This window comes from Lysinibacillus sp. 54212, assembly GCF_036662795.1.
In the GTDB taxonomy this organism is placed as follows: Bacteria; Bacillota; Bacilli; order Bacillales_A; family Planococcaceae; genus Lysinibacillus_B.
This window is the reverse complement of the sequence record NZ_JBAFWZ010000012.1, coordinates 70,181-86,633: the sequence shown is the minus strand read 5'-3', so window position 1 is coordinate 86,633 and position 16,453 is coordinate 70,181. Positions and strand designations below refer to the sequence as shown.

The window sequence follows — 16,453 nt, the reverse complement described above, 5'->3', positions numbered from 1 at the left end:
GTACTGTCATGAAATTAAAGAACTTCTGGAGCTAGAGAAACGATCTTCATGAAGCTACTATCACGTAATTCACGTGCAACAGGTCCGAAAATACGAGTTCCGCGTGGTGACTTATCGTCTTTGATGATTACGCATGCGTTTTCGTCAAATTTAATATAAGTACCGTCTTTACGACGAACACCTGATTTTGTGCGAACGATAACAGCCTTAACAACGTCACCTTTCTTGACAACGCCACCTGGTGTTGCTTTCTTAACTGTACAAACGACGATATCGCCGATGTTAGCAGTTTTACGTCCAGAACCACCAAGCACTTTAATTGTTAATACTTCACGTGCACCTGAGTTGTCAGCAACTTTCATACGACTTTCTTGTTGGATCACTTAGGTTACCTCCCTTCGGAAATTGGTATGTTCCGAAATAGTTATTAGATAATAACCGCTTTTTCTACAACTTCCACTAGGCGGAAACGTTTAGTAGCTGATAGCGGGCGAGTTTCCATGATACGTACAATATCACCGATTTTCGCTGTGTTTAACTCATCATGAGCTTTGAACTTTTTAGAGTACTTTACACGCTTACCGTATAATTTGTGTTTCTTATATGTTTCAACAAGAACTGTAACAGTTTTGTCCATTTTGTCAGAAACAACACGGCCAGTGTAAACTTTGCGTTGGTTACGCTCAGTCATGCCTGAAAACCTCCTTTATATCAGTTATTGTGCACTGATTTCTCTTTCACGAATCACAGTTTTCATACGCGCAATCGCTTTACGAACTTCGCGGATGCGAGCTGTGTTTTCTAATTGACCAGTCGCCAATTGGAAGCGAAGGTTGAAAAGCTCTTCTTTCAGTGATTTCACTTTTAATTCAATTTCAGAAGTGGCAAGGTCACGGATTTCATTAGCTTTCATTAGATTCACCACCAGTTTCTTGACGTTTTACGATCTTACATTTAACAGGAAGTTTGTGTGATGCTAAACGAAGTGCTTCACGTGCGATCTCTTCAGATACACCAGCAATTTCGAACATTACTTTTCCTGGTTTAACTACTGCTACCCAGCCTTCTGGAGAACCTTTACCAGAACCCATGCGGACTTCTAGAGGCTTTTTCGTGTAAGGCTTGTGCGGGAAGATTTTAATCCAAACTTTACCGCCACGTTTCATGTAACGTGTCATAGCGATACGGGCAGACTCGATTTGACGGTTCGTAATCCATGATGCAGTTTGAGCTTGTAAGCCCCACTCACCGAAAACTACTTCTTTACCGCCTTTCGCTTCGCCACGCATGTTACCACGGTGTTCACGACGATATTTTACGCGTTTAGGTAATAACATTATTATTTGCCTCCTTCCACAGAGTTCTTCTTAGTTGGAAGGACTTCACCACGGTAGATCCATACTTTAACACCTAACTTACCGTAAGTAGTGTCAGCTTCAGCGTGTGCATAATCAATGTCAGCACGTAAAGTATGAAGTGGAACAGTTCCTTCGCTATAGTGTTCAGCACGCGCGATATCAGCGCCACCTAAACGACCAGATACTTGTGTTTTAATACCTTTTGCACCAGCGCGAATTGTGCGTTGGATTGCTTGTTTTTGAGCACGGCGGAATGATACGCGGTTCTCAAGTTGACGAGCGATGTTTTCAGCTACTAAACGAGCGTCAAGATCAGCACGTTTGATTTCAACGATGTTGATGTGTACACGCTTACCAGTTAATTCGCTTAGGTACTTACGTAAGTTTTCAACTTCCGTACCGCCTTTACCGATAACCATACCTGGTTTCGCAGTGTGAATTGTGATATTTACGCGGTTTGCAGCGCGCTCGATTTCTACTTTAGATACAGATGCATCTTTAAGTTTAGTTTCGATATATTTACGAACTTTGATGTCTTCGTGTAGTAAAGTCGCGTAGTCTTTCTCAGCGTACCATTTTGACTCCCAGTCACGAATAATACCAACACGTAGTCCTATTGGATGTACTTTTTGACCCACGGATTAACCCTCCTTCTTCTCAGATACCACGATAGTGATGTGGCTTGTGCGTTTGTTAATTGCGCTTGCGCGTCCTTGTGCACGTGGACGGAAACGTTTTAATGTTGGACCTTCGTCAACAAAAACTTCAGATACAACTAAGTTATTTACATCTAACTCATAGTTGTGCTCAGCGTTTGCAACTGCAGATTTTAATACTTTCTCAACGACTGGAGACGCCGCTTTTGGAGTATGACGTAAAATTGCAACTGCTTCACCGATTTGCTTACCTCGGATTAAGTCTACTACTAGACGTACTTTACGAGGAGCGATACGAACTGTACGAGCGATAGCTTTAGCTTGTGTCATTAGGATTTACCTCCTCTCAAAATTAGCGTCTTGTTTTCTTGTCATCTGCACCGTGACCTTTGTAAGTACGTGTCGGTGCGAACTCACCTAGTTTGTGACCTACCATATCTTCTGTCACGTATACAGGAACGTGTTTACGTCCATCGTATACTGCGATTGTTAAACCGATGAAGTTCGGGAAGATAGTAGAACGGCGAGACCAAGTTTTAATAACTTGTTTTTTCTCAGAAGCCTCTTGTGCTTCCACCTTTTTCATAAGGTGATCATCAACAAAAGGTCCTTTTTTCAAGCTGCGACCCATTTAGGAACCTCCCTCCGTGATTCCACCACGGCTCTCGATACGAACCGTAGTCTAACCACTTTATTTTTTACGTCCACGAATAATAAACTTAGAAGTTTTATTTTTCTTTTTGCGTGTTTTGTAACCAAGAGCTGGTTTGCCCCATGGTGTCATTGGAGATTTACGTCCGATTGGAGAACGTCCTTCACCACCACCGTGTGGGTGATCGTTAGGGTTCATTACAGAACCACGAACAGTTGGGCGTTTACCTAACCAACGAGAACGACCTGCTTTACCGATGTTGATAAGTTCGTGTTGCTCGTTACCAACTTGACCGATTGTAGCACGGCAAGTAGCTAAAATTAAGCGAACTTCACCAGATTGAAGACGAACGATTACATACTTACCTTCACGACCAAGTACTTGCGCAGAAGTACCAGCTGAACGTACTAATTGTCCACCTTTACCAGGTTTTAACTCGATGTTGTGTACTGTAGTACCCATTGGAATGTTTGCTAATGGTAATGCGTTACCTACTTTAATATCTGCCTCTGGACCTGAAACGATTGTTTGACCTACTTCAAGACCTTTCGGAGCTAGGATATAACGCTTTTCACCGTCAGCGTAGTTAATTAATGCGATATTCGCAGAGCGGTTTGGATCATATTCAATAGTAGCAACGCGTCCTGGAATGCCGTCTTTAAGACGTTTGAAGTCGATTACGCGGTATTGCTTCTTATGACCACCACCGTGATGACGAACAGTAATTTTACCTTGGTTGTTACGACCAGCTTTGCGTTTAATTGGCGCTAATAATGACTTTTCAGGCTTATTAGTTGTGATTTCAGCAAAGTCAGATGACGTCATGTTACGACGACCATTTGAGGTTGGTTTATACTTTTTAATCGCCATGTGTTTTCCCTCCTTTTATATTGTACAATCTAATCTCTATAGGGATTAGACTTCGAATAATTCGATTTCTTTTGAATCAGCAGTTAATTTAACGATTGCTTTACGACGTTTGTTTGTGTAACCGCCGAATTTACCAACACGTTTGAATTTACCTTTGTAGTTCATGATGTTTACTTTCTCAACTTGAACGCCAAAGATTTCTTCTACTGCATCTTTAACTTGAGTTTTGTTAGCGCGAGTGTCTACTTCGAAAGTATACTTTTTCTCTGCCATAATTTCAGAAGAACGCTCAGTAATGACCGGACGTTTGATGATATCACGTGCTTCCATTATCCAAGCACCTCCTCAACTTTTTCTACTGCAGCTTTTGTAAATACAACTTTTTCGTGACCTAAAAGATCAAGAACGTTGATTCCAGCAGCTGTTAAAACTGTAACACCAGGGATGTTACGAGCTGATAATGCTACGTTTTCGTTTAACTCAGCAGTTACGAAAAGCGCTTTTTTGTTGATTTCTAATGCTTTTAAGATAGCAGCGAAATCTTTTGTTTTTGGTGCATCTAAAGTTAATGCATCAAGAACTACGAAGTTTTGTTCTACAACTTTAGCTGATAAAGCTGATTTAAGAGCTAAGCGACGAACTTTCTTCGGTAATTTGTAAGAGTAGCTACGTGGAGTTGGACCGAATACGATACCACCACCGCGCCATTGTGGAGAGCGGATCGAACCTTGACGAGCACGACCAGTTCCTTTTTGACGCCATGGCTTACGACCACCACCAGCAACTTCAGAACGGTTTTTTACTTTATGGTTACCTTGACGTAGTGAAGCGCGTTGTGCGATTACTGCATCAAATAAAACAGCTTCGTTTGGCTCGATTCCGAAGATCGCATCGTTTAATTCGATTTCGCCAACTGAAGCACCTGTTTGACTAAGTACAGATACCTTTGTCATTCCTGTGTCCTCCTTTCTTAAGAGAATTATTTAGATTTTACTGCAGTTTTAACTGCAACAAGAGCTTTTTTAGAACCAGGAACATTACCTTTAACTAGTAATAAGTTGCGTTCTGCATCAACCTTAACGATTTCAAGGTTTTGGATTGTTACAACATTACCACCCATTTGACCAGGTAATTTCTTTTGTTTGAATACGCGGTTTGGAGCAACAGGACCCATTGAACCAACGCGACGGTGGTAGCGAGAACCGTGAGACATAGGACCACGAGATTGTCCGTGACGCTTGATAGCACCTTGGAAACCTTTACCCTTAGTTACACCTGTTACATCAACTACATCGCCTTCCGCGAAAATTTCTACTTTGACTTCTTGACCAACTTCGTATTCTGCCACGTTTACGTTGCGGAATTCACGAATGAAGCGCTTAGGAGCCGTATTTGCTTTTGCTACGTGACCTTGTTCTGGTTTGTTAGAAAGCTTAACGCGCTTGTCTTCGAAACCAACTTGGATTGCTTCGTAGCCGTCTGTCTCAGCAGTTTTCTTTTGAAGAACTACGTTTGGAGCAGCTTCGATTACTGTTACTGGGATTAAATCTCCGTTCTCAGCGAAAACTTGAGTCATGCCGATTTTTCTACCTAAGATTCCTTTAGCCATTTGTCACACCTCCTGTAAGTTTTGAAAAAAATATATTTGTTTTTACCATTAAAGTTTGATTTCGATATCAACGCCAGATGGTAAGTCAAGTTTCATTAACGCATCAACAGTTTGTGGTGTTGGGTTAACGATATCGATTAAACGTTTATGCGTACGCATTTCGAATTGTTCACGAGAATCTTTGTACTTGTGAACAGCACGTAAGATTGTGTACACAGACTTCTCAGTTGGAAGTGGAATCGGACCTGACACACTTGCACCTGAACGTTTAGCAGTTTCCACAATTTTCTCAGCAGACTGATCTAAAATACGGTGATCATACGCTTTTAAACGGATACGAATCTTTTGTTTTGCCATAATTTTCCCTCCTTCTCGCCTATTTTCTAGACATTCTCCACGAAAATTTCCCACACACTCGCCATGGCAAAGCGGCCGGGTGTGTCGGCAACCTCTCGCTTCATCGCAGTCAAAGACCAACATTCAACATTATATACAATAAAAAAGAAGTTCGCAAGTATTTTAGCAAAATTCTTTTCATAAGTTTATAATGTTGTTTCTTTATATGCTTTCGCTCTTTTTGAGCCGTTTTCTAGTATATAAGAGACCGCGGGTGAAAGCAACCCAAAAAGCCGTATTTATACAAAATAACTTGTATAAATGAATTTCTTCCTATTAATATGTGTACTTTTATAGTTAGTTGAATTTTCACTCAATTCAAATCAGTAAAAATACCGATAACACGTTTACTGCGTTATCGGCACTCTATTATTTATAATTCTTCTTTAAAAACTCTTGAGTACGAGCTTGCTGTGGGTTATTGAAGATTTGCTCCGGTGTCCCTGCCTCTAAAATTTCTCCACCATCCATAAATACAACTTTATTTGCCACCTCACGAGCAAAGCCCATTTCATGTGTGACAACGATCATCGTCATATGCTCTTCCGCTAAATCCTTCATTACCTTTAAAACTTCGCCTGTAAGCTCTGGATCAAGCGCTGAGGTAGGTTCATCAAATAATAGAATTTGAGGATTCATCATTAAGGCACGAGCAATCGCCACTCGTTGCTTCTGCCCGCCCGATAAATTAGATGGGTAAACATTAGCCTTATCTGATAATCCGACCTTGGCTAGAAGCTCATCTGCATTTTTCTTCGTTTCAGCAGCAGATAACTTTTTTACTAGCTTTGGTGATATCGCTAAGTTATCACGTACACTTAAATGAGGGAATAAATTAAAATGCTGAAACACCATTCCCATTTTTGCTGTGATAGCTTTAATGTCCTGCGCCTTTGCATAGACACCATCCCTCACTAAGTAATGATCATCAATTTTTACAGAACCGCCATTAATCTCTTCTAAATGCACAAGACTACGTAGCATAGTACTTTTTCCCGAACCAGAAGGACCAATGATGGCGATTACATCATTTTTTTCTACATTAAATGAAATGCTCTTTAACACTTCCAACGAACCGAATGATTTTTTCAAGTTTTCAATTTCAATTAAAGCCATATAAGAATCCTCCGTTATTCATACTTGAAGCGTCGCTCTAAATATTTAAGGAATACTGTTAATACTAATGTAATTAATAAATAAATCGCTCCCGCTACAAAGAATGGTACAATCGTGAAGTCACGGTTTACAACAGTTTGTGCATAATGCAGTAATTCTGGTACAGCTACCGCATATAAAAGTGCTGTATCCTTTACTAAATTTATCGATTCATTTGATAATGTCGGTAATGCAATTCGGAACATTTGTGGCAAAATAATACGCGTTGTTGTTTGAAACTTGTTTAACCCTAACACTTGTGCTGCCTCATATTGCCCCTTATCAATCGCTAATAAGCCACCACGGAAAATTTCTGAGAAGTATGCAGCATAATTTAAAACGAAACCGATACACGCCGCTGTAAAACGGTCAAGCACTAGATATTCTCCAATCCCAGGAATCATCGGTAAACCGTATACAATTAATAATAATTGTAGTAATAACGGTGTGCCGCGCATCACATAAATGTAGACATGTGCTAACCACGAAAGCGGCTTGAATTTACTTTTTACTGCTAATGTTAATAGGAAGCCTAACGGAATCGAAAGGACTATCACAATAATGAATAATAATATGGTTACCTTCGCTCCATCGAGCATTGGCAACAACATCGACATGAAGTTATCCATGGTGTACCTCCTAAACAAAGTAAGAGTCTCCCCAATCGGAAACTCTTCCTTCACCCTACTCTATATATAAGTTAATTAGTTTAATACTTTATTTTCACCGAACCATTTTTCTGAAATTTCAGCAGCTTTACCGTTTTCATTCAACTTGTCTAAAGCAGCTTGTAATTTCTCAAGTAGCTCTTCGTTACCCTTTTTTACACCTATTCCGTATTCTTCAGGTGCTAGAGATTCTTCTAAAATTTTGAATGTACCTTCTTCTAATGCACTGTAGTAATTTGCTACAACTTCATCAATTACAACCGCATCAATACGACCTGTTTTTAAGTCTGTTAAAGCTAGTACATTGTCTGCAAATTCAGCTACAGAGCCGACTTCTTTCGATACTGGGTTAGCGTTTAATGCATCTAATGCTGATGATAGAGCTTGAACACCTACGTTTTTGCCCGCTAAGTCAGAGATGTTAGTTAACTTTGAATCCTCTAAAGTAATCACTACTTGTGAGTTCGCTAAATATGGTTCTGTGAATAATACCTTTTCTTTACGATCTTCTGTAATTGTATAGCCATTCCAAATTAAGTCGATACGACCTGAGATTAACTCAGACTCTTTTGTTTTCCAATCGATTGGTTGGAACTTAACTTCCATGCCCATTTCCTCTGCAACCGCACGCGCATAATCAATATCAAAGCCTACGATTTCATTTTTATCATCACGGAAGCCCATAGGAGCAAATTTATCATCAATACCGATTATTAATGTATTTTCTGAATCCTCTCCAGCCGATGAACCTTTGTCATCAGAAGAACCACAAGCTGCTAATACAATTGAAACTATCGCTAGTAAAAAGAATGCAAAATACTTTTTCATAATGTTTCTCCTCATTAAAAATTTATTTTATCTAAAAACTTTCGTCTACTAAATCACTAATGTGTCAAAGGTATCACTTTCAGATATTGTTTGTCAATATACTAATAATAGAAGTAGATAGTAAATAAACACTTATATACTATAAACGAGCTTGCAATTGATAGAAAATCGACGAATTAACGAGTTGAATCAACTACTTTAACAATCTTTAGCATTAAAAGAGATAAGATGACATTTTTATTAATAATTTTAAAAATGGTACAAATCGCGCTTTTCAGCCTCATCCATTTCACCTGAAAAACTAACTTTATTATTTTCATATAAAAAACGAGAAACAGCATAAGCCGTTTCTCGCGTACAAAAGTTATTCTATTTTATAAAGCTCTCTTGATTATTTTTTTATAGTAGCCAATGGATAACAGCATAAAGACGATGTACATCCCGACATATAGAAGCATTGTTACAATTAGCGGTGTTACAAGCTCAGAGCCGAATAAAAACCAACCCGATTTTACGGCAAAATAACTATGGAGTAACCCTATCAGTAGTGGTACACCGAAGTTAAAGGCCTGCTTTGCATAAATACCGCGCATAATTTCCTGCTGCGTAAAGCCAATTTTTCGTAGAATCGTATACGATGGTAGCTCCTCATCTGCCTCTGACATTTGCTTAAAGTATAAAATACTACCTGTTGCCAGTAAAAAGGCTAAGCCTAGGAAAGCAGTTGTAAAGATGATAACACCGAAGCTGCGAAGCGTGTTCTTTAGGGCTTGCTCTTGTGAAAGCAGCTTCGGCCCCTCACTGAGTTCACTTAATAAATTTGCTCCACTTTCTTTATATAGAATTTCTGTACGGTCTCTATCCGATTCGTCTTTTAAGAATACAGACGTTTGCTTTGACCATTCAATATCTGATGCTAGAGTTTCCTCCTCTTCTTTGTCTTCCAAAAATGTATCATACAATTCATCTTTTACAATTAATATTAATGCACCACCATAAGTAATTCTTGAAGCAAGAATGTTATCTTCCCGAATCTCCTTAATAAACACAGTATGTTCGAGTGAATTCTGTTGTATATTGATTTCCTTATGTTTTTCGATTTGTATAAACTGTGATAGGAACCCTGTATAGCTTGTAATAATTGCTTCATTACCTTCAAGCTTTAAATTCGGATCTATTTGTTGATATTCAGATAACGATATTAGGTGAACAACCGCTTCTAGGTCTGTTATTAAATCGTCAGTTGTCCCGTTAGTCATTAAGTCCGCTATATTTACATCAGCTGTAGCTACATTAAATTCTTTTTTATCATAAGCGATACCTTCTTGCTCAAGGGCCTCTAAAAAGGCAGTTCCCTTGTCATCCACAAATATATAATCTGCTGGCACGTCTCTCTCTGCACCGCTCTCGGAAGAGTAATATGAAATATAAGAAAGTGTCGTAATCGCAAGTGACACAGCCGTTAGTACCGTGATCAATGTTAACGACTTCGCATTGCCTTTCATACGGTGCATAATCGGTGTTACGGCAAGTACATCCACTGGGCGTAAATGTCCATTCTTCTTAAGGCGCACTAAATTCATTACAAAAGACACCGAGAAGCGAAACACAAGGAATGTACCACCAATAGTTGTTACCAAAATGATAATCATGTTTTGAAATAAGTTACTACCTGTTTCAAGGCTAAATAACTCTGTCGAAGCATAATAGCCATACACGATTAAACCGATCCCAATCGCACCAACAGTCATCTGTACTGGGCTAAAGCGCTTTACACGCTCATCGGCTTGCTTTGATGCTGTAAACAATGATAATAATGACACACGGCGAATCATAAAGGTCATTTGGATTAAAATGACGACTAACAAGATGCCAAAGATCAGTCCTGTTTGGGTAATGGCCTCCGCGCTAAATGTCATGCTAACGACCGCATCATAATCGAGAACCTTTAATAAAATCATTGCAAATACTCGAGAGCTTAAAAAGCCAATACCCATTCCGATGATGACGGCACCAACGAATAGCAGCATATTTTCTAACGCTACTAATCGTACAATTAATCCTTTCGTCATCCCGATGAGCTGATATAAACCGATTTCCTTACTTCGTCGTTTCATAAATAAATGATTCGCATACAGTACGAAAAATGTCACAATGAAATACAGTAAATACGATGCCGCCTCAAATCCAGCCGTAGCAGTACCGCTATCGTTTGTTGCTTTTAAAACAGAATCATTATATTGCAAGGTAATAAATGAAAAATACAGTGTCACACTAAAAATTAATGCAAAAAAGTATAAGTAGTAATGCTTTATATTCTTTTGCATACTGCGCAGGACGAGCTGACTAAGCGTCATAGCCGTCACCACCTAGCACACTTTGCGTATTTAATATTTGCTGGAAGAAATCATTTCGCGACTTGTCCCCTTTATATAATTCTGTATAAATTTGTCCGTCCCTTAAAAACAGTACACGACCACAGAAGCTTGCTGCTACGGCATCGTGTGTAACCATCATAATCGTTGCCTGCTTCTCTTTATTAATTTTCTCTAAATTTGCTAGTAAAGCTGTAGCCGATTTCGAATCAAGCGCCCCCGTCGGCTCGTCCGCAAAAATTATTGAAGGGTTTGAAATCAACGCACGTGCCGCTGAAGTTCGCTGCTTTTGTCCACCTGAAATTTCATTTGGATATTTCCCTATAATATCCTCAATCCCAAGTATCCTCACAAGCTCCTTAAATCGAGCTTCTGCTGCTGCCTTTGGAATTTTACTAATCGATAATGGCAGTAATATATTTTCCTTCACCGTTAATGTATCGAGAAGATTGTAATCTTGGAATATAAAGCCTAGCTGCTCGCGACGGAAGTTTGCCAGCTCCTTTTCCTTCATGCCCTGTAATTGCTTTCCGTTGATTTCTACTAGTCCCTCTGAAACCGAATCAATCGAGCATAATACATTTAATAGCGTCGTTTTCCCAGACCCTGACGATCCCATAATGCCGACGAACTCACCTTTATTAACCTCTAAATCAATCCCTTTTAATACTTCCTGCTGTAATGCACGTTTACCGTACGTTTTACGTATTTTCCGGGCAATTAAAATTGACATCTCTCTCATTCCTTTGCTTATCTTGTTGCTTCTATTGTATCGTGTTCAGCCATGCGGTTCGTTCGTTTTGCATGACAAATAAAAACGGTACATGACATTTTCGTCACATACCGTAAGATTTATTATATTCATTTTCATTAGGAAACTGAATGATTACCGTAGTTCCGACCCCAACCTGTGATTGAATCGTTAGACGAATTCCGAGCTTCTCTGCAGATTGCTTTGCTAAATATAGCCCCATACCTGTTGCAGCCATCGTTTCTCGACCAATTGTTCCTGTATAGGATTTTTGGAAAACACGTGGTAAATCTTCCGCAGCAATCCCACAGCCAAAATCCTGTACATGAAGACAAATATGTCCTTGCGCATCCTGTTCCGTAAATATTCGTATTTCAGTATTCGATTTACTATATTTCACGGCATTCGTAAATATTTGACGAAAAATAAAGGCAAGCCATTTTGAATCCGTAATGACTGCTTCCTCTAATCCCTCTACCTCAATGCCAATCCCTTTTTCCAAGCACCAGGAACGAAGCTCAAGGATTTCTTTATGAATAATCGGCTGTAATACGAGCTTTTCTAACCGGTTATCTTTTTCAATTGTCGATAATCGTGTTGCATGGAGCTGCTGATCAAGTAAGAGGTGGATACGGAGCCACTCATTTTCCATTCGCTCTTTTAATGCATGGGGCTCTATTCTATCTGCCATCAGCTTCATCGCCGTCATCGGAGATTTCATTTCATGTACCCAAGCAAGAATTTCATCGTGTCGTTCCAATGCTACAAGCTTTTGCTCCTTTATTTGCTGCTCCAATTCATCCATACTATTTCTCATATGCTGTAATAAATGTTGCTGAAATGGCGAAACGTCATTATCCTCTAATCCTCCGCTACAGGAGGCGCGCAGTTGCTTAGATTCCTTACCATATCGCCAAATCAAAAACACAATAAGCAATAGCGTGTTAATAATATTAATATAACGAATCGATATACTCGAAAACCCGTCATCCAAAAGGAATAAAATATTCATCCACCCTTGCAAAACGATGAAAAAGCCAAGCCATGCACGTTTCTCCTTTAAAAACAATAGGATCATCGTGTCACCGCCATATAACCAAGCCCTTTTTTCGTAACAATAACACCACTTAACCCAATCTCCTCTAATCTTTGGCGCAGGCGATTCACATTCACAGTTAAAGTATTATCATTCACGAATCGCTCATCATCCCAGAGCCTTCGCATTAATTCATCTCTCGATACAATTTGATCGATACTCCCTAATAAAATACGTAAAATATACAACTCATTTTTTGTTAGCTCAATATGTAAATCCTCATATTGCACAGCGCCTCTATCATAATCAATAACAGCACCGTTCCAGCGTATAATATTTAATGGCTGCTCGGTATAATCATATGTTCTTCTTAAGACAGCCTGCACTTTTGCAAGGAGCACATCCATATGAAAAGGCTTTTGTACAAAATCATCAGCGCCCATTTGCATAGCCATCACCATGTCCATTGGGTGATCTCGAGAGGACAAAAATATAACGGGTACTTTAGATATCGCCCGGATTTCACGACACCAGTGAAAGCCGTCGTACGCTGGAAGCTGAATATCTAATATTACGAGCTGTGGCTTTTGCTCGATAAAATCATCCATCACCTTTTCGAAGCTCGTCGGTTTCACTACCTCCATCGACCATTGTGCAAAACGTTCCTGAATCACATCGAAAATAGATGTGTCATCTTCTACTATCAATATTTTCATGGGCATACTCGATCCTTTCGGCAATACTATACATTATTTCCCTGTACGTCTTTTTTTTATTATACACTACTGTAAATTCATTCAAATTATCTATGTAAGATCGATTCCATTCTCATAATAAAGAGCTAATCTTTGTTGTTTTGCCTTTTCATACTCTCCTAAACGATTCTTATGTATAATAAATACAATCACTACTATTATATGACATTATCATGGCTTGTCGTTTCGGAAAGGAGCTGCTTTTTTGGACATTCGCCAAATTGAATATTTTTCAGAAGTCGCTAAACATTTGAGCTTTACAAAGGCGGCCTCTACATTACACGTATCGCAGCCTTCTATTAGTAAAGCGATTCAAAACTTAGAAGCTGAGCTCGGTGTCCCACTATTTTATCGTTCATCGAAAAAGTTAGAACTAACAGATGCTGGACAAGCAGTATTGATTAATGCACAGCATGTATTAGAGGCATTTAAAAATTTACGTTCCGAGTTAACCGATTTGATGGAACTGAAAAAGGGACAAATCCGAATAGGGATTCCACCTATCGTTGGGTCAGCGTTTTTTTCTAAACTCGTTAGTCAATACAAAGATAAGTATCCGTATATCGAAATAATTTTAACAGAAGTAGGAACAAAAAAAATTCGGCAAGGCGTTGCAGCCGGCGAATTGGATATAGGGATTATTTGTAATTTATGTGTTGATAATAACTCATTAGAAGCAATAGGTATACTAAAGGATCCATTAATGCTAATTGTTCACCAGGACCATCCACTTGCTACACATTCTTTTGTGAATTTATCTCAATTAGAAAAGGAATCCTTTATTATTTATCGAAACGATTTTACGCTATATGATCGGATTATTGAGGAATGCTCTAAAAATGGTTTTTTTCCTTCGATTGCCTGTGAAACATCACAAAAGGACTTAATTATTGAAATGGTAGCTGCTAAGCTTGGCATTGCACTGCTACCTAAAAAAATCTGTGAGAAAATTCAAGACGATACTATCAAGGCTATTCCATTTAATGAGGATAGTATATTTTTAGAATTAGGCATGACGTGGAAAAAAAATAAATATTTATCTTATGCAGTAAGAGAGTTTATCGCACTCGCACATGAGTTTATTCCCCAATAGAAGACAAAGAGGCTATCTTTATCATGATAGCCTCTTTACTTATTTATTGTTATCTTATTTTGCTCCTACAGCATTACCGTATTTCACTTTTGCTTCTAGACGTTTTTTGTGTAAGATTGGCTCAGTGTAACCGCTTGGCTGCTCATAGCCTTTGAATACTAATTCACACGCTGCTTGGAATGCTACTGAATCATTATAATTCGGTGCCATTGGACGGTAGAACGGATCATCCGCATTTTGCTCATCCACAACTTTAGCCATACGCTGCATCGTTTCTACCACTTGTTCTTCTGTACAAATGCCATGGTGTAACCAGTTTGCAACGTGCTGGCTTGAGATACGAAGCGTCGCACGGTCTTCCATTAAACCAATATCGTTAATATCAGGAACCTTTGAGCACCCTACACCATGCTCTACCCAGCGGACAACATATCCTAGAATACCTTGAGCATTATTATCAAGCTCCTGCTGAACTTCCTCTGCACTCCAATCCGTTGTTGGAGATACCGGCAATTGAAGGATAGCATCTTGGAAATCATCAGATGTAGAAATACCTCTCTGTACTTCCTTTACATCTACTTGGTGGTAGTGTGTAGCGTGTAATGTAGCTGCTGTTGGTGATGGTACCCAAGCAGTATTGGCACCAGCCTGTGGGTGACCAATTTTTTGCTTTAGCATTTCAGCCATTAGATCTGGCATTGCCCACATTCCTTTACCAATTTGCGCACGCCCCTGTAAACCAGCATCTAAACCAACTACTACATTTGATTTTTCATATGCTGTTAACCACGTCGATGTTTTCATTTCACCTTTACGGATCATTGGACCAGCTTCCATTGATGTATGGATTTCATCACCTGTACGATCTAAGAATCCTGTGTTGATGAATACTACGCGGTCCTTTACTTCCTTAATACACGCTTTTAAGTTTAGTGATGTACGACGTTCCTCGTCCATAACGCCAATTTTTAATGTGAAGCGCTCTAAGCCTAATAGATCCTCAACTCGACCAAATAATTTATTGGCAAATGCAACCTCTTCCGAACCGTGCATTTTTGGCTTTACAATATAAACAGACCCTTTTTGTGAGTTTTTATATTGGCCATCACTTAATAGCTCATGTTTCGCTATTAAACTTGTAATAACACCATCCAAAATCCCCTCTGGCACTTCTTGACCTTCATTATTTAGTACGGCAGGATTTGTCATTAAATGACCTACATTACGTACAAACATTAATGAACGACCCGATAGAGTAACCGTTTCACCAGTTACACCTGTATACGTGCGATCTGGATTTAGTGTACGTGTCATTGTTTTCGAGCCTTTCTCGAATGTAGCTACTAAGTCACCCTTCATTAAGCCTAACCAGTTACTATATACTTCCACTTTATCTTCCGCATCTACAGCTGCAACAGAATCCTCACAGTCCATAATCGTCGTAATGGCCGACTCTAGTACAACATCCTTTACACCCGCAGCATCATCTTTCCCAATCGGATGCTGGCGATCAACTTGAATTTCAATATGGATACCGTTATTTTTTAATAAAATAGCTGTAGGTTCCTCAGCATTACCTTGGTAACCTACTAATTTTTCTTCGTCAGTAAGACCTACCTCTTGACCGTTATCTAGTGCAGCAACTAATTTACCAGCTACAATTGTGTATTTCACTACAGCTGTATGTGAAGCACCGTTTAACGGTACCGCTTGATCTAATAAGTTTTTAGCATAAGCGATAACCTTCTCACCACGAACTGGATTATAGCCTTTGCCTGCTCCGGCACCATCTTCATCGCTAATTGCATCTGTACCATATAACGCATCATAAAGACTACCCCAACGTGCATTTGCTGCATTAATCGCATAACGTGCATTGTTTACTGGCACTACTAGCTGAGGTCCTGCTTGAATCGCAATAGCTTCATCTACATTTTCAGTTGAAACCTTAAATGACTCTACTTTCGGTTCAAGATAGCCAATTTCTTGCAAAAATGACTTGTATGCTGCAAAATCAAAGTTTGATTTATTATCCTTATGCCAATTGTTAATCGCCTCTTGTAGCTCATCACGACGTGCCAAAAGTGCTTTATTTTCAGGTTCTAAATCATGAATTAGTTCATCAAATCCAGCCCAAAATTGTTCCTGCTCCACACCACTCCCAGGAAGTGCTTGTGCATTAATAAAATCAAAAAGAATAGAACTTACTTGAAGGTTACCCACTTTAATATAATTTGACATGAACATTATC

General features: G+C 39.2%; 21 protein-coding genes. 1 reads left to right on the top strand and 20 read right to left on the bottom strand.

Annotated elements, in window-relative coordinates; translation table 11 throughout:
* Window positions 1-14: 14 nt before the first annotated feature.
* The 19 genes from rplN to V4T18_RS10435 all read right to left on the bottom strand — a co-directional run bounded on the left by rplN (window position 15) and on the right by V4T18_RS10435 (window position 13,070).
* Entirely contained in the window at window positions 15-383 is a 369-nt protein-coding gene (gene rplN, locus V4T18_RS10525; protein WP_036151943.1) for a 50S ribosomal protein L14, read from the bottom strand.
* Window positions 384-427: 44 nt separating this feature from the next.
* The gene (gene rpsQ / locus V4T18_RS10520; protein WP_004233648.1) at window positions 428-691 is read right to left on the bottom strand and encodes a 30S ribosomal protein S17; all 264 of its coding nucleotides are present in this window, start codon (window positions 689-691) and stop codon (window positions 428-430) included.
* A gap of 24 nt (window positions 692-715) precedes the next feature.
* Complete coding sequence (gene rpmC / locus V4T18_RS10515; RefSeq protein WP_042478642.1) at window positions 716-913, bottom strand: 50S ribosomal protein L29; 198 nt, start codon at window positions 911-913, stop codon at window positions 716-718.
* Complete coding sequence (gene rplP / locus V4T18_RS10510; RefSeq protein ID WP_332649164.1) at window positions 903-1,337, bottom strand: 50S ribosomal protein L16; 435 nt, start codon at window positions 1,335-1,337, stop codon at window positions 903-905. The genes rpmC and rplP overlap by 11 nt, the downstream gene beginning before the upstream one ends.
* A 2-nt stretch (window positions 1,338-1,339) precedes the next feature.
* Window positions 1,340-1,996, bottom strand: a complete 657-nt coding sequence (rpsC, locus tag V4T18_RS10505; protein WP_332649163.1) for a 30S ribosomal protein S3 — start codon at window positions 1,994-1,996, stop codon at window positions 1,340-1,342.
* Window positions 1,997-1,999: 3 nt separating this feature from the next.
* The gene (gene rplV / locus V4T18_RS10500; protein ID WP_332649162.1) at window positions 2,000-2,344 is read right to left on the bottom strand and encodes a 50S ribosomal protein L22; all 345 of its coding nucleotides are present in this window, start codon (window positions 2,342-2,344) and stop codon (window positions 2,000-2,002) included.
* A gap of 22 nt (window positions 2,345-2,366) precedes the next feature.
* Window positions 2,367-2,645: a 30S ribosomal protein S19 gene (rpsS, locus tag V4T18_RS10495; RefSeq protein ID WP_004233637.1), complete on the bottom strand. Its 279-nt coding sequence runs from the start codon at window positions 2,643-2,645 to the stop codon at window positions 2,367-2,369.
* Between the two features lie 60 nt (window positions 2,646-2,705).
* Complete coding sequence (gene rplB, locus V4T18_RS10490) at window positions 2,706-3,536, bottom strand: 50S ribosomal protein L2 (RefSeq protein ID WP_332649161.1); 831 nt, start codon at window positions 3,534-3,536, stop codon at window positions 2,706-2,708.
* Window positions 3,537-3,581: 45 nt separating this feature from the next.
* Window positions 3,582-3,866 carry a 50S ribosomal protein L23 gene (rplW, locus tag V4T18_RS10485; protein ID WP_332649160.1) on the bottom strand — a complete coding sequence of 95 codons (285 nt, stop codon included), beginning with the start codon at window positions 3,864-3,866 and terminating at the stop codon, window positions 3,582-3,584.
* On the bottom strand, window positions 3,866-4,489 hold the full coding sequence (gene rplD / locus V4T18_RS10480) for a 50S ribosomal protein L4 (RefSeq protein WP_332649159.1): 624 nt from the start codon (window positions 4,487-4,489) through the stop codon (window positions 3,866-3,868). Before rplD ends, rplW begins: the two co-directional genes overlap by 1 nt.
* Window positions 4,490-4,515: 26 nt before the next feature.
* A complete protein-coding gene (gene rplC, locus V4T18_RS10475; RefSeq protein WP_332649158.1) occupies window positions 4,516-5,145 on the bottom strand; it encodes a 50S ribosomal protein L3 in 630 nt (209 codons plus the stop codon).
* A gap of 48 nt (window positions 5,146-5,193) precedes the next feature.
* Window positions 5,194-5,502, bottom strand: a complete 309-nt coding sequence (rpsJ, locus tag V4T18_RS10470; RefSeq protein WP_004233624.1) for a 30S ribosomal protein S10 — start codon at window positions 5,500-5,502, stop codon at window positions 5,194-5,196.
* Between the two features lie 408 nt (window positions 5,503-5,910).
* Window positions 5,911-6,657, bottom strand: coding sequence for an amino acid ABC transporter ATP-binding protein (locus tag V4T18_RS10465; protein ID WP_332649157.1), 747 nt, complete (start codon window positions 6,655-6,657; stop codon window positions 5,911-5,913).
* Between the two features lie 14 nt (window positions 6,658-6,671).
* Window positions 6,672-7,325 carry an amino acid ABC transporter permease gene (locus V4T18_RS10460; protein ID WP_332649156.1) on the bottom strand — a complete coding sequence of 218 codons (654 nt, stop codon included), beginning with the start codon at window positions 7,323-7,325 and terminating at the stop codon, window positions 6,672-6,674.
* Window positions 7,326-7,400: 75 nt separating this feature from the next.
* Window positions 7,401-8,192 (bottom strand): amino acid ABC transporter substrate-binding protein, encoded by a 792-nt coding sequence (locus tag V4T18_RS10455; protein WP_332649155.1) that lies wholly within the window; start codon window positions 8,190-8,192, stop codon window positions 7,401-7,403.
* Window positions 8,193-8,566: 374 nt separating this feature from the next.
* On the bottom strand, window positions 8,567-10,549 hold the full coding sequence (locus V4T18_RS10450; RefSeq protein ID WP_332649154.1) for an ABC transporter permease: 1,983 nt from the start codon (window positions 10,547-10,549) through the stop codon (window positions 8,567-8,569).
* Window positions 10,539-11,300: an ABC transporter ATP-binding protein gene (locus V4T18_RS10445; RefSeq protein ID WP_332649153.1), complete on the bottom strand. Its 762-nt coding sequence runs from the start codon at window positions 11,298-11,300 to the stop codon at window positions 10,539-10,541. Before V4T18_RS10445 ends, V4T18_RS10450 begins: the two co-directional genes overlap by 11 nt.
* A gap of 103 nt (window positions 11,301-11,403) precedes the next feature.
* The gene (locus tag V4T18_RS10440; RefSeq protein ID WP_332649152.1) at window positions 11,404-12,396 is read right to left on the bottom strand and encodes a sensor histidine kinase; all 993 of its coding nucleotides are present in this window, start codon (window positions 12,394-12,396) and stop codon (window positions 11,404-11,406) included.
* On the bottom strand, window positions 12,393-13,070 hold the full coding sequence (locus tag V4T18_RS10435) for a response regulator transcription factor (protein ID WP_332649151.1): 678 nt from the start codon (window positions 13,068-13,070) through the stop codon (window positions 12,393-12,395). The genes V4T18_RS10440 and V4T18_RS10435 overlap by 4 nt, the downstream gene beginning before the upstream one ends.
* A 244-nt stretch (window positions 13,071-13,314) precedes the next feature.
* On the opposite strand from V4T18_RS10435, the gene V4T18_RS10430 reads away from it, so the two are divergent.
* Window positions 13,315-14,202, top strand: a complete 888-nt coding sequence (locus V4T18_RS10430; protein ID WP_332649150.1) for a LysR family transcriptional regulator — start codon at window positions 13,315-13,317, stop codon at window positions 14,200-14,202.
* Between the two features lie 54 nt (window positions 14,203-14,256).
* Here the strand turns inward: V4T18_RS10430 and V4T18_RS10425 are convergent, their stop codons facing one another.
* Complete coding sequence (locus tag V4T18_RS10425) at window positions 14,257-16,443, bottom strand: malate synthase G (protein WP_332649149.1); 2,187 nt, start codon at window positions 16,441-16,443, stop codon at window positions 14,257-14,259.
* Window positions 16,444-16,453 lie beyond the last annotated feature (10 nt).